General features: G+C 73.9%; 20 protein-coding genes. 14 read left to right on the top strand and 6 right to left on the bottom strand.

Annotated elements, in window-relative coordinates:
• Positions 1-37: 37 nt before the first annotated feature.
• From pgeF to ACQP6G_RS00245, 8 genes are all read left to right on the top strand, one after another.
• Positions 38-811 carry a peptidoglycan editing factor PgeF gene (pgeF, locus tag ACQP6G_RS00280; protein ID WP_429762175.1) on the top strand — a complete coding sequence of 258 codons (774 nt, stop codon included), beginning with the start codon at positions 38-40 and terminating at the stop codon, positions 809-811.
• Positions 812-960: 149 nt separating this feature from the next.
• Complete coding sequence (locus ACQP6G_RS00275) at positions 961-1,431, top strand: cell division protein SepF (protein WP_429762174.1); 471 nt, start codon at positions 961-963, stop codon at positions 1,429-1,431.
• A gap of 101 nt (positions 1,432-1,532) precedes the next feature.
• Complete coding sequence (locus ACQP6G_RS00270) at positions 1,533-1,826, top strand: YggT family protein (RefSeq protein ID WP_429762173.1); 294 nt, start codon at positions 1,533-1,535, stop codon at positions 1,824-1,826.
• Positions 1,827-2,046: 220 nt separating this feature from the next.
• A complete protein-coding gene (locus ACQP6G_RS00265; protein ID WP_429762172.1) occupies positions 2,047-2,679 on the top strand; it encodes a DivIVA domain-containing protein in 633 nt (210 codons plus the stop codon).
• A gap of 159 nt (positions 2,680-2,838) precedes the next feature.
• Positions 2,839-3,300 (top strand): TraR/DksA family transcriptional regulator, encoded by a 462-nt coding sequence (locus ACQP6G_RS00260; protein ID WP_429762171.1) that lies wholly within the window; start codon positions 2,839-2,841, stop codon positions 3,298-3,300.
• Positions 3,301-3,351: 51 nt separating this feature from the next.
• Positions 3,352-4,035, top strand: a complete 684-nt coding sequence (locus ACQP6G_RS00255; RefSeq protein ID WP_429762170.1) for a signal peptidase II — start codon at positions 3,352-3,354, stop codon at positions 4,033-4,035.
• Complete coding sequence (locus ACQP6G_RS00250; protein ID WP_429762169.1) at positions 4,032-4,976, top strand: RluA family pseudouridine synthase; 945 nt, start codon at positions 4,032-4,034, stop codon at positions 4,974-4,976. The genes ACQP6G_RS00255 and ACQP6G_RS00250 overlap by 4 nt, the downstream gene beginning before the upstream one ends.
• Positions 4,977-5,170: 194 nt before the next feature.
• Positions 5,171-7,012, top strand: a complete 1,842-nt coding sequence (locus ACQP6G_RS00245) for an adenylyl cyclase (protein ID WP_429762168.1) — start codon at positions 5,171-5,173, stop codon at positions 7,010-7,012.
• A gap of 56 nt (positions 7,013-7,068) precedes the next feature.
• Here ACQP6G_RS00245 and ACQP6G_RS00240 read toward each other — a convergent pair whose 3' ends face one another.
• Complete coding sequence (locus ACQP6G_RS00240) at positions 7,069-8,046, bottom strand: LacI family DNA-binding transcriptional regulator (protein ID WP_429762167.1); 978 nt, start codon at positions 8,044-8,046, stop codon at positions 7,069-7,071.
• A gap of 92 nt (positions 8,047-8,138) precedes the next feature.
• On the opposite strand from ACQP6G_RS00240, the gene dnaE reads away from it, so the two are divergent.
• Positions 8,139-11,726, top strand: coding sequence for a DNA polymerase III subunit alpha (gene dnaE / locus ACQP6G_RS00235; protein WP_429762166.1), 3,588 nt, complete (start codon positions 8,139-8,141; stop codon positions 11,724-11,726).
• A 23-nt stretch (positions 11,727-11,749) separates the two neighbouring features.
• A complete protein-coding gene (locus ACQP6G_RS00230) occupies positions 11,750-12,244 on the top strand; it encodes an NUDIX hydrolase (RefSeq protein ID WP_429762670.1) in 495 nt (164 codons plus the stop codon).
• Between the two features lie 77 nt (positions 12,245-12,321).
• On the opposite strand, the gene ACQP6G_RS00225 is transcribed toward ACQP6G_RS00230, so the two are convergent.
• On the bottom strand, positions 12,322-12,615 hold the full coding sequence (locus ACQP6G_RS00225; RefSeq protein ID WP_429762165.1) for a thioredoxin domain-containing protein: 294 nt from the start codon (positions 12,613-12,615) through the stop codon (positions 12,322-12,324).
• Positions 12,616-12,772: 157 nt separating this feature from the next.
• Between ACQP6G_RS00225 and ACQP6G_RS00220 the strand changes: the two genes are divergently transcribed.
• Positions 12,773-13,177 carry a pyridoxamine 5'-phosphate oxidase family protein gene (locus ACQP6G_RS00220; RefSeq protein WP_429762164.1) on the top strand — a complete coding sequence of 135 codons (405 nt, stop codon included), beginning with the start codon at positions 12,773-12,775 and terminating at the stop codon, positions 13,175-13,177.
• 71 nt (positions 13,178-13,248) lie between these two features.
• Here ACQP6G_RS00220 and ACQP6G_RS00215 read toward each other — a convergent pair whose 3' ends face one another.
• A complete protein-coding gene (locus ACQP6G_RS00215; protein WP_429762163.1) occupies positions 13,249-13,485 on the bottom strand; it encodes an RNA-binding S4 domain-containing protein in 237 nt (78 codons plus the stop codon).
• Positions 13,486-13,543: 58 nt separating this feature from the next.
• Here ACQP6G_RS00215 and hisD point away from each other — a divergent pair, with 58 nt between their 5' ends.
• Together hisD and ACQP6G_RS00205 are read left to right on the top strand one after the other, a co-directional pair.
• The gene (hisD, locus tag ACQP6G_RS00210; RefSeq protein WP_429762162.1) at positions 13,544-14,869 is read left to right on the top strand and encodes a histidinol dehydrogenase; all 1,326 of its coding nucleotides are present in this window, start codon (positions 13,544-13,546) and stop codon (positions 14,867-14,869) included.
• 194 nt (positions 14,870-15,063) lie between these two features.
• A complete protein-coding gene (locus ACQP6G_RS00205) occupies positions 15,064-18,393 on the top strand; it encodes a DEAD/DEAH box helicase (protein WP_429762161.1) in 3,330 nt (1,109 codons plus the stop codon).
• Between the two features lie 33 nt (positions 18,394-18,426).
• On the opposite strand, the gene ACQP6G_RS00200 is transcribed toward ACQP6G_RS00205, so the two are convergent.
• Both ACQP6G_RS00200 and ACQP6G_RS00195 read right to left on the bottom strand, forming a co-directional pair.
• Positions 18,427-20,661 (bottom strand): RecQ family ATP-dependent DNA helicase, encoded by a 2,235-nt coding sequence (locus tag ACQP6G_RS00200; RefSeq protein ID WP_429762669.1) that lies wholly within the window; start codon positions 20,659-20,661, stop codon positions 18,427-18,429.
• 244 nt (positions 20,662-20,905) lie between these two features.
• Complete coding sequence (locus ACQP6G_RS00195; RefSeq protein WP_429762160.1) at positions 20,906-21,328, bottom strand: hypothetical protein; 423 nt, start codon at positions 21,326-21,328, stop codon at positions 20,906-20,908.
• Positions 21,329-21,407: 79 nt separating this feature from the next.
• Here ACQP6G_RS00195 and ACQP6G_RS00190 point away from each other — a divergent pair, with 79 nt between their 5' ends.
• Positions 21,408-21,938 carry a Rieske (2Fe-2S) protein gene (locus tag ACQP6G_RS00190; RefSeq protein WP_429762159.1) on the top strand — a complete coding sequence of 177 codons (531 nt, stop codon included), beginning with the start codon at positions 21,408-21,410 and terminating at the stop codon, positions 21,936-21,938.
• Between the two features lie 75 nt (positions 21,939-22,013).
• On the opposite strand, the gene adhP is transcribed toward ACQP6G_RS00190, so the two are convergent.
• Complete coding sequence (gene adhP / locus ACQP6G_RS00185; RefSeq protein ID WP_429762158.1) at positions 22,014-23,045, bottom strand: alcohol dehydrogenase AdhP; 1,032 nt, start codon at positions 23,043-23,045, stop codon at positions 22,014-22,016.
• Positions 23,046-23,245 lie beyond the last annotated feature (200 nt).

Raw genomic sequence — 23,245 nt, 5'->3', positions numbered from 1 at the left:
AACTCACGGCGCGGTCGGCTGGGCCCAGGAGGCTCTGTTGCCGGACCAGTTCGGTGCGGGGCTGCTGCGGGTGGACCTCGGGGAGGGCGTCGTGGCGGGCTTCACCACGCGCCACGGCGGGGTGTCGCCCGCTCCCTGGTCGTCGCTCGACCTGGGCACCTCGACCGGCGACGACCCCGTGCGGGTGCGGGAGAACCGCGCCCGCCTCGGGGCATGGGTGGGTGCGCCCGTGGCGTTCTCGGCACAGGTGCACGGGGACCGTGTCCTGGGCCTCGGGGCCGCCGAGCTCGCCGAGTGGACGTCGACGGAGCCGCCGTCCGCGGCGGGCGAGGCCGACGCCATGGTCACCGCGGAGCCCGGCCTGGCGCTCGGCGTCCTGGTCGCGGACTGCGTGCCCGTCGTCCTCGCGGACCCGGTGGCCCGCGTCGTGGCGGTCGCGCACGCAGGTCGGGGCGGCGTCGCCCTGGGGGTCGTGCACCGCGTGGTCGAGCAGCTGCTCGCGCGCGGGGCACGGGCCGAGGACCTCCGTGCCGCCGTCGGCCCTGCCGTCTGCGGCGACTGCTACGAGGTGCCGGCCGCGATGCGCGACGAGGTCGCGGCCGTCGTCCCCGAGACGTGGGCGACGACCACGGCCGGCACGCCGGCGCTCGACCTGCCGGCCGGCGTGCTCGCGCAGCTGGCGTCGCACGGCGTGGCCGCCACCCGGGTGGACCGGTGCACGCTCACGGACACCGACCTCTACTCCCACCGTCGCGCCACCGCCCAGGGCACGACGACGGGGCGCCAGGCGGGGGTCGTCGTCCTGACCTGAGGTGTCGTCGTCGCCGGGGGCGGCCTGACGCGCCCGCGACGCGCGACACACCGGCGTGTCGTGCGCGGATGCCGCCGCGGGCGTGGTTAACGTCATGACACCCGTCCGGGACGGAGGGCGGGGGACGTGGCGACGAACGGAGCAAGGCGATGGGCGGAGCGCTTCGCAAGACGATGCTGTACCTGGGGCTCGCCGACGACCAGGGTGAGTCGGAGGAGTACCTCGACGAGTACGAGGAGCTGGAGGCACCGGTGCGCGACCGTGACGACTACCAGGCGCAGGTCACCCCGCTGCACCGCGGCGGAGGGAGCGAGTCGGTGATCGCCTCCGACCTGCGACGCATCACGACCATCCACCCGCGCTCGTACAACGACGCCCGTACCATCGGCGAGGCCTTCCGGGGCGGCACGCCGGTGATCATGAACCTCTCCGACATGGACGACGCCGACGCGAAGCGCCTCGTGGACTTCTCGGCGGGCCTGATCTTCGGGCTGCGCGGCTCGATCGAGCGCGTGACGAACAAGGTCTTCCTGCTCTCGCCGGAGCACGTGGAGATCGCGGGCGAGGAGCCGCCGGCAGAGAAGGCCCCCGGACGCGGGGCGTTCTACAACCAGAGCTGACCGCGCTCCCGAGAGCGCGGATCGCACGCCGATCGCACCGTCCGGCACGGGCCGGGGCAGTTCTGCCCCGGCCCTGCGTCGTGCTCGGGTAGGTTCGACCCGTGAGTCTCGTCTTCAACCTGGTCTACCTGGTCCTGTGGCTGTTCCTGCTGTGCCTCATCGTCCGGCTCGTCTTCGACTGGGTGCAGTTCTTCGCGCGCGACTGGCGGCCGAAGGGCGTGCTGCTGGTGCTGGCGGAGGCGGTCTACACGGTCACCGACCCGCCGCTGCGCTTCCTGCGCAGGCTGATCCCGCCCCTGACCCTCGGCCAGATCCGTCTCGACATCGCCTTCCTCGTGCTCTTCATCGGCACGGGCATCCTCATGCGGGTGGCGTCGTTCCTGGCTGCGGCGTGACCCCGTGGCAGTGACCTCGGCAGCGCTCGCGCTGTGACCTGGGTCGGGGTTCGCCCCGGCCGTCGAGGGGCGCCCTGGTGCTGACCTGTGAAGACGTCGTGTGGGCGCGACGACCCGGCCTCGTCGGGCAGGTCGCCCGCCGACACGTCCGCTACCGTGGTCATCCAGACGGCCCGGGAACCGGGTCCCACCGACCCTGCAAGAACGATGAGGTGAGACGATGGCGCTGCTGACGGCAGAGGACATCCTGAACAAGAAGTTCGCCGCGACCAAGTTCCGCGAGGGCTACGACGTCGAAGAGGTCGACGACTTCCTCGACGAGGTCGTGCGGACCCTCACGGCGGTCCAGGAGGAGAACGACGACCTCCGCTCCAAGCTCACCGCGGCCGAGCACCGGGTCGCCGAGCTGAGCCGCTCGGACGCTGCGCAGCAGGCGCAGCCCACGCCGACCCCGGCACCGGCCCCGACGCCGGCGCCCGCCCCGGCCGCCGCGAAGCAGCAGCCCGCGGAGCCGGAGTCCGCCACCGGGATGCTCCAGTTGGCCCAGAAGCTGCACGACGACTACGTGCGGTCCGGTCAGGAAGAGGGCGACCGCCTCATCACGGAGGCCAAGTCCGAGGGCTCGCGCATCGTCCGCGAGGCCGAGGAGACCAGCCACCGCACGCTCTCGCAGCTCGAGCAGGAGCGGTCGCTCCTCGAGCGCAAGATCGACGAGCTCCGCCTCTTCGAGCGCGACTACCGCACGCGTCTCAAGAGCTTCCTGCAGAACCTGCTGGGCGACCTCGACGCCCGCGGCTCGGCCCTGCCGCCGCAGCGGCAGAACGCCAACGCCGGTCGCGGCTCGGAGCTCTGAGCGGGGGGCCGTCACCCCGCGCACCCCGCTCCTTCGTCACGCCTCACGCCGAGCGGCCCGCACGACACGCACGCCTCTACCGCGCGTGCTGTTGTGCGGGCCGCTCGGCGCACTTACGCTGCGGTGACTCGTCGTCGACGCACCAACGAAAGGGCACCGATGGCCAAGCTTTCGACCACCACGCGCGCGGCACTGCGCGAGAACTTCCCGCACCTCGCGCGCGACGTGAAGTCCTTCCCGGTCCGTGACGGCGAGGACCCCTGGACCCTGCACGAGGTGGAGGAGCTGGCGGCCTTCCTGCTCGAGGAGAAGGAGCGCCTCGAGCGCGAGCTCGCGGCCGCCGACCAGGAGCTGTCGGACCTGCTGCGCAACTCGGGCGACGGCGCGGGCGACGACCAGGCGGACTACGGCTCGAGCGCGCTCGAGCGCGAGCAGGAGCTCACCCTGGTGAACAACATGCGCGACCTGCTCGCCCAGACCGCGCACGCCGTCGACCGCATCCGCAAGGGCACCTACGCCACCTGCGAGATCACGGGGCTGCCGATCGGCAAGGCGCGCCTGCAGGCCTTCCCGCGCGCGACGCTCTCGGTCGAGGCGAAGGCGCGCGAGGAGCGTCGCTGACCGGACGGTCCCGGCCCGACGACCGGCGCGGTCCGCCTACACTTGCGGACGATGTCGACCACGCCCGCCGGCTCCGCCCCGGCCCCTGAGCCCGCGCCTCGCCACGGCGCCCCCGAGATGCCCGGGTCGGACGCGCCCGCCGGCGACGCTCCGCAGGACGCCGGGGCGCCGGTGTCCGCGGAGCGTCGCCGGAAGCTGATCACGGGAACCTTCGTGCTCGCCGCGCTGGTGCTGCTGATCGACCAGCTGACGAAGTGGTGGGCCGAGTCCGCCCTGGTCTGGGGCGACGACCCGAAGCCGCTGATCGGCGAGCTGCTGCAGCTCCGGCTGATCTACAACCCCGGTGCGGCGCTCTCCATCGCCACGGGCATGACGTGGATCCTCACGATCGTGGTGGTGATCGTCGTGGTGGTCATCGTCCGCGCCATCCGCCGGATCGGCTCGACGGGCTGGGCGGTGGCCCTCGGGCTGCTGCTCGGTGGCGCGCTGGGCAACCTCGGCGACCGCTTCTTCCGCGAGCCCGGCTTCGCCCGCGGGCACGTGGTCGACTTCATCGACTACGGCGTCTTCGTCGGCAACGTCGCGGACATCGCCATCGTCGCCGCCGCAGTGCTCATCGTCATCCTGTCCTTCCGGGGGATCGGCCTGGACGGCCGACGGCACGTCGAGGACGGGGACGCCCTGCCAGAGCCGTCCGAGCCGGCAGCGCCGTCAGATCCGACAGAGGGGCGATGACCGTGCCGACCGGGTCCACCCGCACCCTGCCCGTGCCCGACGGCCTCGCGGGCGAGCGCGTCGACGCCGCGCTCGCGCGGATGCTCGGCTTCTCCCGCACCCAGGCCGCGGAGCTGGCGGCCGCCGGCGCCGTGCTCCTCGACGGGCGTGAGGTCGGCAAGTCCGACCGGGTCGTCGCCGGCGGCCGGCTCGAGGTCACGGTCCCGGACGCGCGGCCCGCGGCGCCGGTCGTCGCCGAGCCGGTGCCCGGCATGGGGATCGCCTACGAGGACGACGACGTCGTGGTCGTCGACAAGCCGGTCGGTGTCGCGGCGCACCCGTCGCCCGGCTGGACCGGCCCCACCGTGGTCGGCGCGCTGGCCGCGGCCGGCTACCGCATCGCGACGTCCGGCGCGGCGGAGCGGCAGGGCATCGTGCACCGGCTGGACGTCGGCACGTCCGGCCTCATGGCCGTCGCGAAGAGCGAGGCGGCGTACACCGGGCTCAAGCGGGCGTTCAAGGAGCGCACGGTCGAGAAGGTGTACCACGCGTTGGCGCAGGGCCACCCGGAGCCCACGACGGGCACGATCGACGCGCCGATCGGGCGCCACCCCAGCGCCGACTACAAGTTCGCCGTGGTCGCGGACGGCAAGCACTCGGTGACGCACTACGAGGTGCTCGAGATGCTGCCGGCCGCATCGCTCGTCGAGGTGCACCTCGAGACCGGCCGCACCCATCAGATCCGGGTGCACTTCCAGGCGGTGCGGCACCCGCTGGTCGGCGACCTCACCTACGGCGCGGACCCCGTGCTCGCGTCGAAGGTGGCGCTGGAGCGCCAGTGGCTGCACGCCGTGCGGCTCGGGTTCGAGCACCCGCTCACCGGCCGCTGGGTCGAGGTCACCAGCGAGTACCCCGACGACCTGGCGCACGCGCTCGAGGTCGTCCGCGGGGCCTACCGGTAGCGCCCTCTTGTGCCCCGCGGGGGGAGCCCTTAGCGTTCGTCGCGACAGGTGACACGAGTCACCTGCACCCTCGACGAGGAGGATGCATGTCTTCACCCTTCGCTTCCCGGGCGACGGCACAGGGCCCGGCGTCGGCGTCACGCGGGGGAGGCGGCCGTCGCGGCGCCTCCGCGATCGCCGCCGGAGCCGCCGTCGTGACCGTGCTGACCGGCGCCCTCGCCGTGCCGGCGCACGCCGCGCCTCCCCAGCGTGTCGATCCCACCGACCCCGACTTCGGACCGAACGTCACCGTGTTCGGCCCCGACACCCCGCAGGACGAGATCCAGGCGACCATGGACGCCCTGCACGCGGCCCAGGTCGACGCGGAGATGGGCTCCGACCGGCACGCCGTCTACTTCCTGCCCGGCAGCTACGGCACGCCGGAGGACCCGTTGCAGGTGAACGTCGGGTACTACACCGAGGTCGCGGGACTCGGGGCGTCGCCCGGGGACGTCGCGGTCCAGGGCGCCATCGAGGTGCGCAACCGGTGCCTCGGGGACGACGCGAACCCGAACTGCATCGCCCTGGTGAACTTCTGGCGCACCGTGGCCAACCTGCGCCTGGACGTGAACACCGCCGGCCAGGACGGCTGCAAGGCCACCGCGAACTTCTGGGCGGTGTCGCAGGCCGTCTCGATGCGCCGGCTCGACGTGCGCGGGCCGGTGTCGCTCATGGACTACTGCACCGCGGGGCCCCAGTTCGCGAGCGGCGGGTTCATCGCGGACTCCCGCTTCGACACCGCGGTGACCAACGGCTCCCAGCAGCAGTGGCTCACGCGCAACAGCGAGCTCGGCGGCGGCTGGTCCAACGGCGTCTGGAACCAGGTCTTCTCCGGCGTCGTCGGGGCTCCGTCCGACGCCGGCTTCCCCGCCGAGCCGTACACCGTGCTCGAGAGGACCCCGGTCAGCAGGGAGAAGCCCTACCTGTTCGTCGACGACCGGGGCCGCTACGCCGTGCGCGTCCCCGCGGCGCGCACACAGACCCGCGGCGTCTCCTGGGCCGACGGCGTGACGGCAGGGCGGACCGTGCCGATCACGGACTTCTACCTCGCACGCCCGGGTGACTCCGTCGCGACGATCAACGCCGCGCTCGCCCGGGGGAAGAACCTCCTGCTCACGCCCGGCGTCTACGACGTCGACCGGAGCATCCGGGTGACGCGACCGGACACCGTCGTGCTCGGCATGGGCCATGCGACGCTCACCGCCGCGCGCGGCGCGGTGCCGCTCGTGGTGGGCGACACCGAGGGCGTGGTGGTCGCGGGGGTGACGATCGACGCCGGCGCCGAGGAGTCGCCGGCGCTGCTGCAGGTGGGCAAGCGTCACGGCGCCAACCACCGGTCGGACGCCGCCAACCCGGCCACGCTGTCCGACGTGTACTTCCGGGTGGGCGGCCCCCACGTCGGCAAGGTCGACACGGCCCTGCGGATCGACGCCGACGACGTGCTCGTCGACCACACGTGGGTGTGGCGCGGCGACCACGGCGTCGAGGGGTTCCCGACCGACGGGTCCGCCGGCGTCAACGGCGACACGGCTCGCTGGCGCACCAACACGGGGCGCAACGGGGTCGTCGTCGAGGGGGACCGGGTCACGGCCACGGGGCTGTTCGTGGAGCACTTCCAGGAGCACAACACGATCTGGAACGGCGAGGACGGCAGGGTGGTGCTCTACCAGAACGAGCTGCCCTACGACCCGCCGACCCAGGCCGACTGGACGCAGCCGGACGGCACCCTCGGGTGGGAGGGCTACGTGGTCGGCGACGCGGTACGGCGTCACCGGCTCGACGGCGGCGGCGTCTACGTGTTCAACCAGAACGACCCGGGCATCGTCACCGAGAACGGCTTCGCCGTCCCGGACCGCCCTGGCGTGCGGCTGCACCACGTCATGACCGTCAACCTCAGCGCCGGGACGATCAACCACGTCGTCAACGGCGTGGGCGACGCGGTGCCGCCCTCGACGTCGGGGGCGCCGGAGTACGTCGTCGACTACCCCGCTCGCTGACCCGGGCGTCGTCGGACCCGTGCGGCCCGGCCGGAACCTCGGCCGGGCCGCACCCGTCAGGCGGAGCGGCGCACGACGACGTGGGCACCGTCGTCGGGCCACGGTGGCGCGTCGCGGCCGTCGAGCGCCGCGAGGACCTCCGCGGCCAGGTGCTCCGCCTGGCGTTCCACGGGCTGGGCCACGGTCGTCAGGGGAGGTGCGGCGACCCGGGCCCCGGGGGAGTCGTCGACCCCGATGACGGCGAGGCGGGACGGCACGGGGACCCCCGCCTCGCGTGCTCCGGCGAGGACGGCGAGCGCGACCTCGTCGTTGTAGGCGGCGACGGCGGTGACGCCGGCGCCGCACAGGCCGCGCACCGTGGTCGTCGCCGGCTCGCCCGTGCGGACGGCGACGGTCGCGGGCACGGCCAGACCGCGCGCGGCGCAGGCCGCGCGGAGGCCCGCGAGCCGGGCCCGGGCGAACCTGTCGAGGCGCGGGTCGTCCGTCGTGACGTACCCGAGCCGCGAGTGGCCCGTGTCGGCCAGGCGGCCGGCCTGGAGGGCGCCGATCCCGCGCTGGGAGGCGTCGAAACCGCCCGCCGCGGCGCCGTCGGCCGGCTCGACGGCACCCACGACGCGGATCCCGGCCCGTGTCATGGCACGCGCGTCGTCGGGCAGGAACGGGGCGAGACCCACGACCGCGAGCGGCGTCACGGCCCGCCACAGGTCGGTCAGGGCACGGGTGTCGCGATGGTGGTGCACGAGGACGAAGAGGCCCCTGGCGGCGAGCGCGTCCGTGAGGTGGTCGAGCAGGCTCTCGACCACCGGACCGACGGGCCAGTCCGGCAGGACGGCGACGACGAGGTCGCTGCGCCCGCGCCGCAGCGCCCGCGCGGCGGCGGAGGGTGCATAGCCCAGGCGCTCGGCAGCGGCGTGGATGCGCTCGCGGGTGGCGTCGGAGACCGACGCGCCGGGAGTGTCGTTGAGCACGTAGCTCACCGTCGTGCGCGACACCCCGGCCGCGCGCGCGATGTCGGCGCTGGTCACCCGCGGCACGTGGTCTCCTCTCCGGCGGCTGGGCAGCACTGTATCGGGGGCGCCCCGAGCGGCGTGCCGGACGTGTCGGGGGAGCCGCCTAGACTCGCCGCATGCCCGACGCAGGTTCCTCCACCGCCCAGCCGACCGGTACCTCCGAGGACGACTTCGTCCACCTGCACGTGCACACCGAGTACTCGATGCTCGACGGCGCGGCGCGGATGAACGACCTGTTCAGCGAGGTGTCGCGGCTCGGGCAGAAGGCGATCGCGATCACCGACCACGGGTACCTGTTCGGCGCGTTCGACTTCTGGAGCACGGCGCAGAAGCACGGGGTCAAGCCGATCATCGGCGTCGAGGCGTACGTGACGCCGGGCACCAGCCGCCACGACCGCACCAAGGTGCTGTGGGGCGAGCAGCACCAGCGGCGCGACGACGTCTCCGCGGGCGGCGCCTACACGCACATGACGCTCTGGGCGCGCGACAACGAGGGGATGCACAACCTCTTCCGCGCGTCGTCGCTCGCGTCGCTGGACGGCCAGATGGGCAAGTGGCCGCGCATGGACCGCGAGCTCCTCGAGACGTACGGCAAGGGCCTCATGGGCACCTCGGGGTGCCCCTCCGGCGAGGTGCAGACGCGGCTGCGCCTGGGCCAGTGGGACGAGGCGGTGCGCGCGGCGGGCGAGCTGCAGGACATCCTCGGCAAGGAGAACTTCTTCGTCGAGCTGATGGACCACGGGATCGAGATCGAGTCCCGCACGTACAAGGACCTGCTGCGCCTCGCGGAGCACATCGACGCGCCGCTCGTGGCCACCAACGACCTGCACTACACGAAGCAGGAGGACGCGCACTCGCACGAGGTGCTGCTCGCGGTGAACTCGGGCTCGACGCTCGACGAGCCGACCTACGACCAGGGCGGCAGCCGGTTCGCCTTCAGCGGCGACAGCTTCTACGTGCGATCGGGCGCGGAGATGCGCCGCCTGTTCTCCGAGCTGCCGCAGGCGATCGAGAGCACGCTGCTCATCGCCGAGCGCTGCGAGGTCTCGTTCGACACCAAGGCGAACTACATGCCGCGGTTCCCGGTGCCGGACGGCGAGGACGAGGTCAGCTGGTTCGTCAAGGAGGTCGAGGCCGGCCTGCGCCGCCGCTACCCCGACGGCATCGCCGACGACGTGCGCAAGCAGGCGAACTACGAGGTCGAGGTCATCATCCAGATGGGCTTCCCGGGGTACTTCCTCGTGGTGGCCGACTTCATCAACTGGGCCAAGGAGCAGGGCATCCGCGTGGGTCCGGGCCGAGGCTCGGCCGCCGGCTCGATGGTGTCCTACGTCATGGGCATCACGGAGCTCGACCCGCTCAAGCACGGCCTGATCTTCGAGCGCTTCCTCAACCCGGAGCGCATCTCCATGCCCGACGTCGACGTCGACTTCGACGAGCGCCGGCGCGCCGAGGTCATCCGGTACGTCACCGAGAAGTACGGCGACGACCGCGTCGCGATGATCGTCACCTACGGCTCCATCAAGGCGAAGCAGGCGCTCAAGGACGGCTCCCGCGTGCTCGGGTTCCCCTTCGCGATGGGGGAGAAGCTCACCAAGGCGATGCCGCCCGCCGTCATGGGCAAGGACATCCCGCTGTCGGGCATCTTCGACCCGAAGCACGAGCGCTACGCCGAGGCGTCGGAGTTCCGCGCGGTGCACGACGCCGACCCCGAGGCCCAGCGCGTGGTCGAGACGGCCCGCGGCATCGAGGGCCTGAAGCGCCAGTGGGGCGTGCACGCCGCGGGCGTCATCATGTCGAGCCACCCGCTGATCGACATCATCCCGATCATGCGGCGCCCGCAGGACGGCGCGGTCATCACGCAGTTCGACTACCCGACGTCCGAGGGTCTCGGCCTCATCAAGATGGACTTCCTCGGGCTGCGCAACCTCACGATCCTCGACGACGCGCTCGAGAACATCGTCATGAACGGCAAGGAGCCGGTGGCGATCGAGACGGTCGAGCTCGACGACAAGGCCACCTACGACCTGCTCGCCCGCGGCGACACGCTCGGCGTGTTCCAGCTCGACGGCGGCGCGATGCGCTCGCTGCTGCGCCAGATGCGGCCGGACAACTTCGAGGACGTCTCCGCCGTCATCGCCCTGTACCGCCCCGGTCCGATGGGCATGAACTCGCACATCAACTACGCCCTGCGCAAGAACGGCATGCAGAAGATCGAGCCGATCCACCCGGAGCTCGAGGAGCCGCTCAGCGAGGTGCTCGGCGAGACGTACGGCCTCATCGTCTACCAGGAGCAGGTGCAGCGCGCCGCCCAGATCCTCGCCGGGTACTCGCTCGGCCAGGCCGACCTGCTGCGGCGCGCGATGGGCAAGAAGAAGAAGGAGATCCTCGACAAGGAGTTCGTCCCCTTCGAGGCGGGCATGAAGGAGCGCGGCTACTCCAAGCCCGCGATCCAGGCGGTCTGGGACACCCTGGTGCCGTTCGCCGGGTACGCGTTCAACAAGGCGCACTCCGCCGGGTACGGCGTCGTCTCGTACTGGACGGCGTACCTCAAGGCGAACTACCCGACCGAGTACATGGCCGGCCTGCTGCAGAGCGTGCGGGACGACAAGGACAAGATGGCGCTCTACCTGGGCGAGTGCCGTCGCATGCACATCACGGTGCTGCCGCCCGACGTCAACGACTCCGCCGCCAAGTTCACCGCCGTCGGCGACGACATCCGCTTCGGCCTGACGGCGATCCGCAACGTCGGCGCCAACGTCGTGGACGCGATCATCGCCGCGCGCGAGGAGAAGGGCGCGTTCACCTCGTTCACGGACTTCCTCGACAAAGTGCCGGCCGTGGTCTGCAACAAGCGCACCATCGAGTCGCTCATCAAGGCCGGGGCGTTCGACTCGCTCGGCCACCCGCGCCGGGCTCTCCTCGTGGTGCACGAGCAGGCCGTGGACTCGGTCATCTCCGTGAAGCGCAAGGAGGCCGAGGGCCAGTTCGACCTCTTCGCCGGCTTCGGCGGTGCGGAGGAGGACGCGGCGATGACGTTCGCCGTCGACGTGCCCGACCTGCCCGACTGGGACAAGAAGCAGCGGCTCGCGTTCGAGCGCGAGATGCTCGGGCTGTACGTGTCGGACCATCCGCTGTCAGGCCTGGAGCACGTGCTGGCGCGGGCGGCGGACACGTCGATCGCGTCGCTGATGGCCGACGAGGGGCGGCAGGACGGCTCCCAGGTCACGGTGGCGGGTCTGCTCACTAGCGTGCAGCGCAAGATGAGCAAGAACGGCAACCCCTGGGCGGCCGTCACGGTCGAGGACCTCGAGGGTGCCGTCGAGGTGATGTTCTTCGGCGAGACGTACCTCGCGTACTCGACGATCCTCGCGGAGGACCAGGTCGTCACGCTGCGCGGCCGCGTGCGGCGCCGCGACGACCAGATGCAGCTGCAGGCGATGGAGGTGTCGCTGCCGGACACGTCCGCCGTCGCCGACGCGCCCGTGCTGGTCACCGTGCCGCACACCCGCTGCGTCGAGCCCGTCATGGTGCGGCTGCGCGAGGTGCTCGCCACGCACCCGGGCTCGGCGGAGGTGCACGTGAGCGTCGCGGAGCCCGGCAAGCGGACGGTGGTGCGCGCGGCGGACACGCTGCGGGTCGAGAAGTCGCCCGCGCTGTTCGGCGACCTCAAGGCCCTCCTCGGCCCGAGCTGCCTGTCGTGAGCGCGACACACGGCACGACCGGCATCGCCACCTGGGACGACGGCTCCGCCGGCCACAGCTTCCGCGTGGTGCCGGCGGCGTACGTCTTCCTGCGCCGCGAGGGCCAGGTGCTGCTGCAGCTGCGGCAGGGCACGGGGTTCAGGGACGGGCACTGGTCGGCGGCGGCGGCCGGCCACGTCGAGGCTGACGAGTCCGTGCGGGAGGCGGCCGTCAGGGAGGCCCGCGAGGAGCTCGGCGTCGTCGTCGACCCCGCCGACCTGGTGCCCGTGACGACGATGCACCGCGGGGAGCCCGGCGGCCCGGCGCTCGAGCAGCGGGTCGACTTCTTCTTCACGGCGACCCGCTGGACGGGCAGCCCGCAGATCCGCGAGCCGGCCAAGGTCGCGGACCTGCGGTGGTTCCCGTTCGTCGCGCTGCCCGAACCGGTCGTGCCGCACGAGCTGGTGGTGCTGCGCGCCCTGCACGACGAAGGCCGGCACGGCACCCGCGTGCCGCCGATCCTCACCGACGGCTTCTGACGGCACGACCGCCGGGCGGTCTTCGGCGGCCGTTCGGTGGCGGTCGGGTTCTGCGGCCACCCGGCGGGGGAGTCCTCTTAGCGCTCCTGCCGCCCGAACACGGTCAGGTCGAGCAGCTGCGCCTGCGTCATGATCACCTCGACGCCGCGGTGCGTGGTCTCGTTCGTGAGGGAAGACCCCGTCGAGTACCAGGGCACGCGGTAGCCCCATGAGTCCCACGACGGGCGCGACCTCGCCCCGGGGCCTGGGCCCTCGCAGAGGACGGCGAACGTCACGCCGCGATGGTGCAGGTGCGCGGCGTCCTGCACGCTCCAGATGCCGGCCGTGCAGCCCTCGCGCCGCCCCTCGACCGGCTGCCCGGAGTGCCGCACGTGCTCGTCCGCGACGGATGGTCGCGCCCGTCGACGACGTCGAGCAGCCGGACCGGCTCGTCGGGGCCGACGAGCAGGGCCGTCCGGTCGGTCGTGGGACCGCAGCACGCCTCCGGACTCATCGGTGGGCGGCCACGGGCGGCCGTAGGCTCGGGGCGTGTTCCGCCTCAACCCCGAGCAGCTCGTGTTCGTCACCGAGCGCCACCTCGCCACCCTCACCACCCTGCGCGCGGACGGCAGCCCGCACGTCGTGCCTGTCGCCTTCACCTGGGACGCCGACGCCGGGATCGCGCGCACCACGGCACGGCGCACGTCGACGAAGGTCGCCAACGCGCGCCGGGCGACGGCCGACGGGGGCCGGCCGCGGGCCGCGCTCTGCCAGGTCGACGGCGGGCGGTGGCTGACGCTCGAGGGGACGATCGAGGTGAGCGAGGACCCGGACGAGGTCGCGGACGCCGTCGTGCGGTACAGGAAGCGCTACCGGCCGCTCGAGCACGATCCCGAGCGCGTCGTCCTGCGCCTCACCCCCGACCGCGCGATGGCCTCCACCTACATGGCCTGATCGTCGTGGGCGCTCGTTCGGTGCTGTCGGCGCACGCCACGGCGCCGCACGAACGCCCACCACGGTCCGCATCAGGCGACGACGGCGGTCTCGTCCCCCTCGGGGAGCGCCACGGTGACGCGGTCGCCGCGGACGAGCTGGCGACCGCGCCGGGTCTCCGCCTCGCCGTTGACGCTGACCTCGCCGTCGGCGACCAGGTCGCGGGCGTGCGTGCCGGACTCGGCCAGCCCCGCGAGCTTGAGGAACTGGCCCAGGCGGATCATGTCGTCGCGGATCGGGACGTCCGTGGTTGCGTGCTCGGCGCTCATGCGTCCATTCTCCGGCACCGGCGCCCGGGCGGCGGTGCGCGCTGCCTAGACTGGCCGGGTGATCCGACGCATCGACCTCCGCGGGCAGGACCTGACCCGCACCGAGCTGCTCGGGGTGCTGCCGCGCCCCGAGGTCGGGGTGGACCAGGCGATCCAGGCCGTCACCCCGATCATCGCCGACGTCCGGGCCCGCGGCGCCGCCGCGCTCCGGGACCAGTCGGAGCGCCTCGACGGTGTGCGACCGGAGCATCTGCGGGTCCCGGCGGCCGCGCTGGCCGACGCACTCCAGGGGCTCGACCCGCAGGTGCGGGCAGGCCTGGAGGAGGCGATCCGCCGCGTGCGCGCGGTGCACGCCGCTCAGGTGCCGACCGAGCACGCCACGCAGCTCGCGCCCGGCGCCGTCGTGCGCCAGCGGTGGGTCCCGGTGCAGCGCGTGGGCCTGTACGTGCCCGGCGGCCGCGCCGTCTACCCGTCGTCCGTGATCATGAACGTGGTCGCCGCGCAGGAGGCCGGGGTGCCCGGGCTCGCCGTCGCGTCGCCCCCGCAGAAGGACGCCGGCGGGCTGCCGCACCCGACGATCCTCGCGGCCTGCGCGCTGCTCGGCGTCGACGAGGTCTACGCGGTCGGCGGGGCGCAGGCGGTGGCGATGTTCGCGTACGGGGCCGCCGGCACCGAGCCGCAGGACGGCGACGTGCTGTGCGAGCCGGTGGACGTCGTGACGGGCCCGGGCAACGTGTACGTGACTGCGGCCAAGCGCCTGGTGCGCGGCGTCGTCGGCATCGACGCCGAGGCAGGGCCCACGGAGATCGCCGTGCTGGCCGACGCCACCGCCGACCCGGGGCACGTCGCCCTCGACCTCATCAGCCAGGCCGAGCACGACCCGATGGCCGCCTCCGTGCTGGTCACTCCGTCCGTGGAGCTCGCCGGTGCCGTGGAGGCCCGGCTGAGCGACCTGGTGGGGTCCACCAAGCACTCCGCGCGCGTCCTGCAGGCGCTCGGCGGGCCGCAGTCCGCCGTCGTGCTCGTCGACGACCTGGAGCAGGGCCTCGCGGTGGTGGACGCCTACGGCGCGGAGCACCTGGAGATCCAGACCGAGGGTGCCGCGGCGCTCGCCGAGCGCGTGCGTTCGGCGGGGGCGATCTTCGTCGGCCCGTGGTCGCCGGTCTCCCTCGGCGACTACATGGCGGGCAGCAACCACGTGCTCCCCACCGGCGGCTCCGCGCACTTCTCCAGCGGCCTCGGCGTGCACGCCTACCTCAAGTCCGTGCAGGTCGTGGAGTACACCCGCGACGCGCTCGAGGAGCTGGCCGACCGCATCGTCGCCGTCGCGAACGACGAGGACCTGCCCGCGCACGGCGAGGCCGTCCGCGGGCGTTTCCTCTGAGCTGCGGCACCTGAGCTGCGGCACCTGAGCTGCGGCACCTGAGCTGCGGCACCTGAACATCGGCGCCTGACCGTCGGCGCCGGAGCGAGGCCGTCGCGTCGACGCCCTGCTCCCACGGCTCGGACGAATAGTGTGCCAAGCGCCACGTGGCTCACGCCGGCGGCCGCGTCGGAGGGCCGTGCGAGCATGGACGCATGCCCGCGCCGCCACCCCGCCTCGACCCGGTCGTGGTGGGCGACCTCGTCGGGAGCGCGGCGTTCCGGAGGGCCCAGGGCTACCAGCGCGCGGGCATGGTGCGCGCGTGGCACTGGGACCCTGACGCGCGGGAGCTCACGGCCCGCGTCGCGGGCAGCGGGAGCCAGCCCTACAGCTGCCGCGTGTCGTTCACCGTCGGGCCCGACGGGCGGTACGGCTACGAGGGATCGACCTGCAGCTGCCCGGTCCGCGAGGACTGCAAGCACGTCGCTGCCGTGCTGCTGCACGTCGGCGCTGACCCCGAGGCGGCCGACGCCGCGGGGGCCGACGCCGGTGACGACGACGTGCCCGTCGGCTGGCGCGGGCGCCTGGCCGGGGTGACCGGGGCCCGGGACCCCGGATCGCGCGAGCCCGCCGCCCGCGACGGCGGTGTCCTCCCGGTCGCGCTGCGGTTCCGGCTCGACGAGGCGTTCGGCGGCCTGCCCCCGGAGCTCTCGGTGCGGCCGGTCGTGCCCGGCCGCACCGGCTGGAAGGTCGCCCCCGAGGCGAGCTGGGAGGCGCTGGCCACCGGCCTGTACGCGTTCGCCGACGTGCGTGCGACGCCCGCCCCCGAGGTGCGACGCTGGTTCGCCGACCTGGGGTCCGCGCTCGGCGACGGAGGCGGGTTCGGTCGCGGCCGTCGTGCCTGGCGCCCCCTGGCCGCCGGCGGGCGCGGTCTGTGGGCGTTGCTGGCCGAGGCGGCCGACCTGGAGATCCCGCTCGTCGCGCACGGGTCGCGCGACGAGGTGCTCCTGGCGGACGCGGCGGAGCTTCGGCTGACGGTCGGGGCGGCGGACGGTGGGGTGCGCCTCGACCCGGTCGTGGCGTTCGACGGCGTCGACGCGGAGCCCGGGTCCCCGCTCGGCGCGGTGGGCGACACGGGCCTGTACGCGGTCGAGGCCTCCGACCGGCGGACCGTGCTTCGGCTCGGTCCCGCGCCCCGCCGGTTGTCCGACGCCGCGCGCGAGCTCGTCGTCGTCGGCCGGGTGGAGGTGCCGGGCGACGACGTGGGGGAGCTCTACGCCGAGCACCTCCCCGTGCTCCGCCGCGCCGTGCGCGTCGTGTCCGACGGGTCCGTCGCGCTGCCCGACCCGCCGCGTCCCGTGCTGGTCGCCGAGGTGGCCTTCGCGTCGCCGGAGCACGCGCTCCTGTCGTGGTGGTTCGAGTACCCGGCGCCCGGGCACCCGGCGCCGGGCGCGGGCTCGGCGCGTCGCGTCCCGCTGGACGGGGCGGCGTCGGACCCGGTGCGGGACCCGGACGCCGAGGCCGAGATCCGCGCCAAGGCCCAGGCGACCGTCCGAGGCGTGCCGGGCTTCGAGCGCTTCGACCTCGCCGGCCGGACGGAGGTGAAGGGCCTGGACGCCCTCGACCTCGCCCACGGCGTGCTCCCCGCGCTGGCGGCCGCGACGGACGTGCGCGTCGACGCGAGCGACGTGCCGCACTACCTGCACCTGGACGCCGCCCCCCGCGTCGTCGTCTCCGGGGCGCCCTCGGGGGACGCCGACTGGCTCGACCTCGGGGTCTCGGTGACCGTCGCGGGCAAGGAGATCCCGTTCGCCCGGCTGTTCACGGCCCTCGCGCGCGGCGACAAGCGGCTGCTGCTGGTCGACGGGTCGTGGCTGCGCCTCGACAACCCGGTGCTGGGCCGCCTGCGCGACCTCATCACGGAGGCCACCGCGCTGAGCGACCGGCCGGGCAAGGCGCGGGTCAGCCGCTACGACGCCGACCTGTGGGGCGGGCTCGAGGACGTCGCCGACGTCGTCGAGGCCGCGGAGGCATGGCGGCGTTCGCTGGCCGGCCTGCGTGCGCTCGCGGCGGGGGAGCGCGTCGCTGAGGTGCTGGACGTCCCCGAGGGCGTGCGGGCCGAGCTGAGGCCGTACCAGCGGCAGGCGTTCGAGTGGCTGGCCTTCCTCTGGCGGCACGGGCTCGGGGGGATCCTGGCCGACGACATGGGACTCGGCAAGACGGTCGAGGCCCTCACGTTCCTGGCGCACGCGCGGACGACGGCACCGGACGCCCCGCCGTTCGTCGTCGTGGCGCCCGCGTCGGTGGTGGGGAACTGGGTGGACGAGGCGGCGCGCTTCACGCCCGGGCTGCGGGTGGTGGCGATGCCCGCCACGTCGCGCACGCTCGGCACCGACCTGGCCGAGCTCGCCCGCGGGGCCGACGTGGTCGTCACGTCGTACGCCGTATTCCGCCTCGAGTTCGACGCGTTCGACGCCCACGAGTGGGGTGGGCTGATCCTCGACGAGGCGCAGGTGGCGAAGAACCCCCGCACACGGGCGCACGAGACCGCCCGGATGCTGCGGGCCCCGTTCAAGCTCGCGATCACGGGCACGCCGCTCGAGAACAACCTCATGGAGCTGTGGGCCGCTCTCGCGATCGTCGCGCCGGGCCTCTACCCGTCGATGCACCGCTTCAAGGCCGAGACGGCGCGGCTGGTCGACGCCGCTGCCGCCGACGACGACCCCCAGGTGGTGGCGGCCGGGAACCGCGCGCTCGCGCGGCTCAAGCGCCGGATCCGCCCGCTCGTGCTGCGCCGCACCAAGGATCAGGTCGCCCCCGAGCTGCCCGAGCGCACCGAGCGCGTGCTGCGCGTCCCCCTCACGCCCGACCACCGCAAGGTCTACGACACGCACCTGCAGCGCGAGCGGCAGCGGCTGCTCGGGCTGCTGGAGGACTTCGACGCGAACCGGGTGGCGATCTTCCGGTCGCTGACCACGCTGCGGCGCCTCGCGCTCGACGCCTCGTTGCTCGACGACGCCTACGCGGGCGTGGGCTCCGCCAAGCTCGACGTGGTGACCGACGAGCTGACCGAGATCGCGGCCGAGGGGCACCGGGCCCTCGTCTTCTCGCAGTTCACGTCGTTCCTGCGGCGCGTCGAGCAGCGCGTCACCGCGGCCGGCCTGCCCGTCGTCTACCTCGACGGCGCCACCCGCCGGCGGGCCGACGTCGTCCGCGCCTTCAAGGAGGGCGACGCGCCGGTGTTCCTCATCTCGCTCAAGGCGGGTGGGGTCGGGCTCAACCTCACCGAGGCCGACTACGTCTACCTGCTCGACCCCTGGTGGAACCCCGCCACGGAGGCGCAGGCCGTGGACCGGACGCACCGCATCGGCCAGACCCGCAACGTCGTCGTGACGCGCCTCGTCGCGCAGGACACGATCGAGGAGAAGGTCATGGCGCTCGCGCAGCGCAAGGCCGCGCTGTTCGACGCCGTGCTCGACGACGCCGCGGGCACCTTCGCCCGGGCGCTCGCGGCCGACGACGTCCGGGGCCTGCTCGACGGCTGAAGCGCACCCACGCTCCCGGGCGTCGTCGGCGTGTCAGCGCACCCCGAGCACGAACGGGTGCACCGCCGCGGCACCGGCCTGTCGCAGCAGCCGGGCGGCCACCGTGAGCGTCCAGCCGGACTCGGTCCAGTCGTCCACCAGCAGGACGGTGCGCCCGGGAAGGCCGCGCAGGGCGGCCTCGCCCAGCTCCAGCTGCAGGCGCCGCGCCACCCCCGCCAGCCGCATCGCCGAGTTCACGTCGTGCCGGTCGGGCTGCTCGGCGCCGGCGACCGGGCCGACGGCGCCGATGAGCGGCACACCCAGGTAGGCGGCCAGCCCGGACGCCAGGTGGTACGTCAGCTGCGGGCGCGTCGTGGACCGCACCGCCACGACCCCCTCGATCGTCGTGCGGCGGCCGCCCTCCGCGGCGGGATCGGAGGTCTCGGTGCCGTCCGGGCGGATCGCGTCCCAGTCGTCGAGGACGCGAGCGGCGGCGTGCCGCAGCGGCACGGGCACCTCGCCGTCCGGGGCGCCGGCCGCGAACAGGTCCCGCAACGGACCGGACCACCCCAGGCCGTCGAGCCGGGCCACCGCACGACCGGGCTCGGCGCGCTCCTCGGGCGCGATCTTGCCCTTGAGGTCGAGGCCGAGGGCCGTGAGCCCGGACGGCCACATCGCGCGCGGCCCGACCTCCACGCCGGGTCGGTCCATGTCGGCCCGCGCGGCGGCGACGGCCTCCGCGTCGGGGACGGCGGGCAGGGTGACGCCGTCGCACCGGTCGCAGCGACCGCAGGCCCAGCCGTCGGGCAGCTCCGGGTCGTCGAGCTGGGCGCGCAGGTACGCCATCCGGCACCCGGAGGTGGCCACGTAGTCGACCATCGCCTGCTGCTCCGCCTGGCGGGTGGCCTCCACCCGCGCGTAGCGCTCGGCGTCGTACGCCCACGGGGTGCCGGTGGCGACCCAGCCGCCCTGCACGCGGCGCACGGCGCCGTCGACGTCGAGCACCTTGAGCATCGTCTCCAGCCGGGACCGCTTGAGGTCGACCTGCGTCTCCAGCGCGGCGGTGGACTGCGCGCCCTCGGAGGCCCCGAGGGCCCCGAGCGTGGCGCGGACCTGCGGCTCGGCGGGGAACGCCTGCGACCCGAACCAGTCCCAGATCGCGCGGTCCTCGTGCCCGGGGAGCAGCACGACGACGGCGTCGTCCACGCCACGGCCGGCGCGGCCCACCTGCTGGTAGTAGGCGATGGGGGAGGACGGGGCACCGAGGTGCACGACGAACGCGAGGTCGGGCTTGTCGAAGCCCATGCCGAGCGCGGACGTCGCCACCAGGGCCTTGACCCGGTTCTCCTTGAGGTCCTCCTCGAGCTGCTCCCGCTGGGTGGGGTCGGTCCGCCCGGTGTAGGCGGCGACGGCCAGGCCCGCGCCCCGGAGCTGCTCGGCCACCTGCTCGGCGGCGGACACGGTGAGGCAGTAGACGATGCCCGACCCCTCGACGTCCTGCAGCGCCTCGACGAGCCACGCCACGCGCGTGGGCTGGTCGGGGAGCTCGAGCACGGCGAGGTGCAGCGACTCGCGGTCCAGGCCGCCCCGCAGCACGAGCACGTCCTCGTCCGGGGCAGAGCTGCCGCCGGGCGCCGCGCCGTGCACGCCGAGCTGCTCGGCGACGTCGGCGGTGACGCGGGCGTTCGCCGTGGCCGTGGTCGCGAGCACGGGGATGCCGGGCGGCAGGTCGGCGAGCAGCGTGCGGATGCGGCGGTAGTCGGGCCGGAAGTCGTGGCCCCAGTCGGAGATGCAGTGCGCCTCGTCGATCACCACGAGGCCGGCGTCGGCCGCGAGGCGGGGGAGCACCTCGTCGCGGAACGCCGGGTTGTTGAGGCGCTCGGGCGAGCACAGCAGCACGTCCACCTCGCCGGCCGCGATGGCCGCGTGCACCTGGTCCCACTCGGTGACGTTCGACGAGTTGATCGTCACGGCGCGGATCCCGGCCCGCGCCGCCGCCGCGATCTGGTCGCGCATGAGTGCCAGGAGCGGCGAGACGATGACGGTGGGCCCCGCTCCCCGGGACCGCAGCAGCGACGTGGCGACGAAGTACACGGCGGACTTGCCCCACCCGGTGCGCTGCACGACGAGCGCACGACGGCGGAACGCGACCAGGGCCTCGATCGCGCGCCACTGGTCCTCGCGCAACGCGGCGTCCTCCCGGCCGACGAGCGCGCGCAGCGCCTCCTCGGCCTGCTCGCGCAGCGTGCCGCCGCCCTCGCCCGCGCTGTCGAGCAGGCCGCGGAGCATCGCGAGCTTCGCCCGCTTGGCTGCGTCGGGCCCCGGGGCGTCCGTCGGGATCGCGGGAGACGGGGCCGAGGGCGGGGCGCCGTGCTCGTTCTCGGGCTCGCGCTCGGGCGCCTGGTCGTCAGGCGGCGGGACGTCCTCGTCCGTCGGGTCGAACACGAGGTCGGCGTACGGGTCGTCGGGGTGGCTCACGTCCTCGATCGTAGGGGGCGCCGCCGACGACGTCGGCCCGCCCTCCACAGGCCCGTCAGCGCACGTACTCCCGCAGGAGCGCCACGGCCGACGCCACCACCGCGACCACCTCGGCCGCCGCGGCGACGATCTCGGTGGTGCCCGCGAACGTCTCGTTGACGCCGTAGAAGCCGACCGTCGTCGACAGCACGAACGCCAGCAGGGTCAGGCCGCCGAAGCCGATCCCTCCGACCAGCGGCAGCCAGTGCCGCCAGACGACCAGCAGCGCGGCCAGCACGACCCCGGCCACGGCGTTGAGGAGGAAGAGAGGGCCGACGACGGCGATGGTGTCGTAGCCGTCGACGTACAGCACGACGTGGACGACGGCCGAGACCAGGACCGCGAGCGCGGCGGCCAGCCGCCAGCCGCGCGCCGCGGGCGGTCGGGCCGGGCTCTGGGACCGCGGCCGAGGTGGCACCGCGCCGTGGGACGTGTCCATGATGATGATGCTCCCACTCCTCGGTGGTGCCGTCAGCGGAAGCGTCCGGCGGGCCGGGGCCCGACCCACCGGAGGCGCCATGACGATCAGCCCGTCGACCCACCCGACCGTGCCGACCGTGCCGGACGTGCCCGACGTGCCCCAGGCGAAGGGTGCGCTCGACAGGGCGGCCTGCGACTGCGGCCCGACCCGGCGACAGCTGCTGCGCGGCACGGGCGCGGCCGCGGGCGCGATCGCCGGCGCCGGGGTGCTCGCCGCCTGCGCCGAGCAGAAGCCGACGCCGCAGGAGGCGGCGGCCTCTGCGAGCGCGGCGGGGGCGGGCACCGTCGTGGTCGCGCTCGCCGACGTCCCGGTGGGCGGCGCCGTCGCCGCGAAGGTCGGGGGCCAGGACGTGCTCGTGACCCAGCCGACCCAGGGCGAGGTGCATGCGTTCAGCGCGATCTGCACGCACGCGGGCTGCACGGTCGCGCCCGGCGAGGGCGAGCTGCTGTGCCCGTGCCATCAGTCGCGCTACGCGCTGACGGACGCCGCCGTCCTCGGCGGGCCGGCGCCCGAGCCGCTCCCGGCGATCCAGGTCGAGGTCTCGGGGGAGGACGTCGTGCTCGCGTGACGGGCGCACGCACGGTTGCTCACCGGCGGGGCCCGGCGGCACGTGCCGCCGGGCTTGCCGTCCGCCGCGGTGACGTCAGCTCCGCATGTCCATGACGACGCGGCCGTCGATGCGCCCCGCGATCATCTCGTCGAAGATCGCGTTGATGTCGCCGAGGGGGCGCACGGTGTAGGTCGGGTCGACCTTGCCGCGGGCGAAGAAGTCGAGCGCCTCCGCCATGTCCTTGCGCGTGCCGACGATCGAGCCCCGCACGGTGAGCCCGAACAGGACCGTGGTGAAGATGTCCAGCGGGAACTTCTCCGGCGGCAGGCCGACGAGCGAGACGGTGCCGCCGCGGCGCAGCGCGCCGACGGCCTGGGGGAACGCGTGGGCGTTGACGGCCGTCACGAGCGCGCCGTGCACGCCGCCGCCGGTCTTCTCCTGCAGCTCGGACGCGGCGTCGGGGGAGGTGGCAGCGTTCACGGTCACCTCGGCGCCGTGCCGGCGCGCCAGCTCGAGCTTGGCGTCGTCGACGTCGACCGCGGCGACGCGGCGGCCCATGGCGACCGCGTACTGCACGGCGATGTGGCCGAGGCCGCCGATGCCGGAGATCAGCACCCACTCGCCGGGCTTCGTGTCGGTGACCTTGAGGCCCTTGTAGACGGTGACGCCGGCGCACAGGATCGGCCCGACGGCGGACAGGTCCACGCCCTCGGGGACGATCGGCGCGTACCGCGCGTCGACGAGCATGTACTGGCCGAACGAGCCGTCGACGGAGTAGCCGCCGTTCTTCTGGTCCGGGCAGAGGGTCTCCCACCCGGTCTCGCAGTACTCGCACTCGCCGCAGGCGCTCCACAGCCAGGCGTTGCCGACCGTGTCGCCGACCTTGACGCGGGTCACCTGGTCCCCGACGGCGACGACGTGCCCGACGCCCTCGTGGCCCGGGACGAACGGCGGGGCCGGCTTGACCGGCCAGTCGCCGTGCGCGGCGTGCAGGTCGGTGTGGCACACGCCGGTGTAGTCGACCTTGACCAGGGCCTCGTGCGGCCCGGGCGTCGGGATCTCGCGGTCCTCGACGGACAGGGGCTCGGTGAACGAGTGGACGACCGCGGCCTGCATGGTGCTCATCTGCTTCTCCCTCTCACGGGCCGCTCGGCGCGGCCCACACGAACGAACTGCTGATACCTCGACGGTAGGCACGATGCGCCCGCGTCGCAGCCCTGAAGCCTTGTGAAGGCTGTCACAAGGCGCGGAACCAGGCCGTTCGCGACATGTGCAATCCTTCACAAAGTGGTCCTGGGGGCCAGGTCGGCGGGTGACCCACGCGG

The organism is Isoptericola nanjingensis (assembly GCF_050311635.1).
Taxonomy (GTDB): Bacteria; Actinomycetota; Actinomycetes; order Actinomycetales; family Cellulomonadaceae; genus Isoptericola; species Isoptericola nanjingensis.
The sequence above is the reverse complement of the archived record's forward strand: the minus strand, read 5'-3'. Positions and strand labels throughout refer to the sequence as shown.

Coding starts and splice junctions, on each gene's coding strand:
- ACQP6G_RS00275 (WP_429762174.1), top strand. CDS start 961: ATGGGCGGAGCGCTTCGCAAGACGATGCTGTACCTGGGGCTCGCCGAC.
- ACQP6G_RS00265 (WP_429762172.1), top strand. CDS start 2,047: ATGGCGCTGCTGACGGCAGAGGACATCCTGAACAAGAAGTTCGCCGCG.
- ACQP6G_RS00260 (WP_429762171.1), top strand. CDS start 2,839: ATGGCCAAGCTTTCGACCACCACGCGCGCGGCACTGCGCGAGAACTTC.
- ACQP6G_RS00255 (WP_429762170.1), top strand. CDS start 3,352: ATGTCGACCACGCCCGCCGGCTCCGCCCCGGCCCCTGAGCCCGCGCCT.
- ACQP6G_RS00250 (WP_429762169.1), top strand. CDS start 4,032: ATGACCGTGCCGACCGGGTCCACCCGCACCCTGCCCGTGCCCGACGGC.
- dnaE (WP_429762166.1), top strand. CDS start 8,139: ATGCCCGACGCAGGTTCCTCCACCGCCCAGCCGACCGGTACCTCCGAG.
- ACQP6G_RS00215 (WP_429762163.1), bottom strand. CDS start 13,485: ATGAGCGCCGAGCACGCAACCACGGACGTCCCGATCCGCGACGACATG.
- ACQP6G_RS00205 (WP_429762161.1), top strand. CDS start 15,064: ATGCCCGCGCCGCCACCCCGCCTCGACCCGGTCGTGGTGGGCGACCTC.
- ACQP6G_RS00200 (WP_429762669.1), bottom strand. CDS start 20,661: ATGCTCCGCGGCCTGCTCGACAGCGCGGGCGAGGGCGGCGGCACGCTG.
- ACQP6G_RS00195 (WP_429762160.1), bottom strand. CDS start 21,328: ATGGACACGTCCCACGGCGCGGTGCCACCTCGGCCGCGGTCCCAGAGC.
- ACQP6G_RS00190 (WP_429762159.1), top strand. CDS start 21,408: ATGACGATCAGCCCGTCGACCCACCCGACCGTGCCGACCGTGCCGGAC.
- adhP (WP_429762158.1), bottom strand. CDS start 23,045: ATGAGCACCATGCAGGCCGCGGTCGTCCACTCGTTCACCGAGCCCCTG.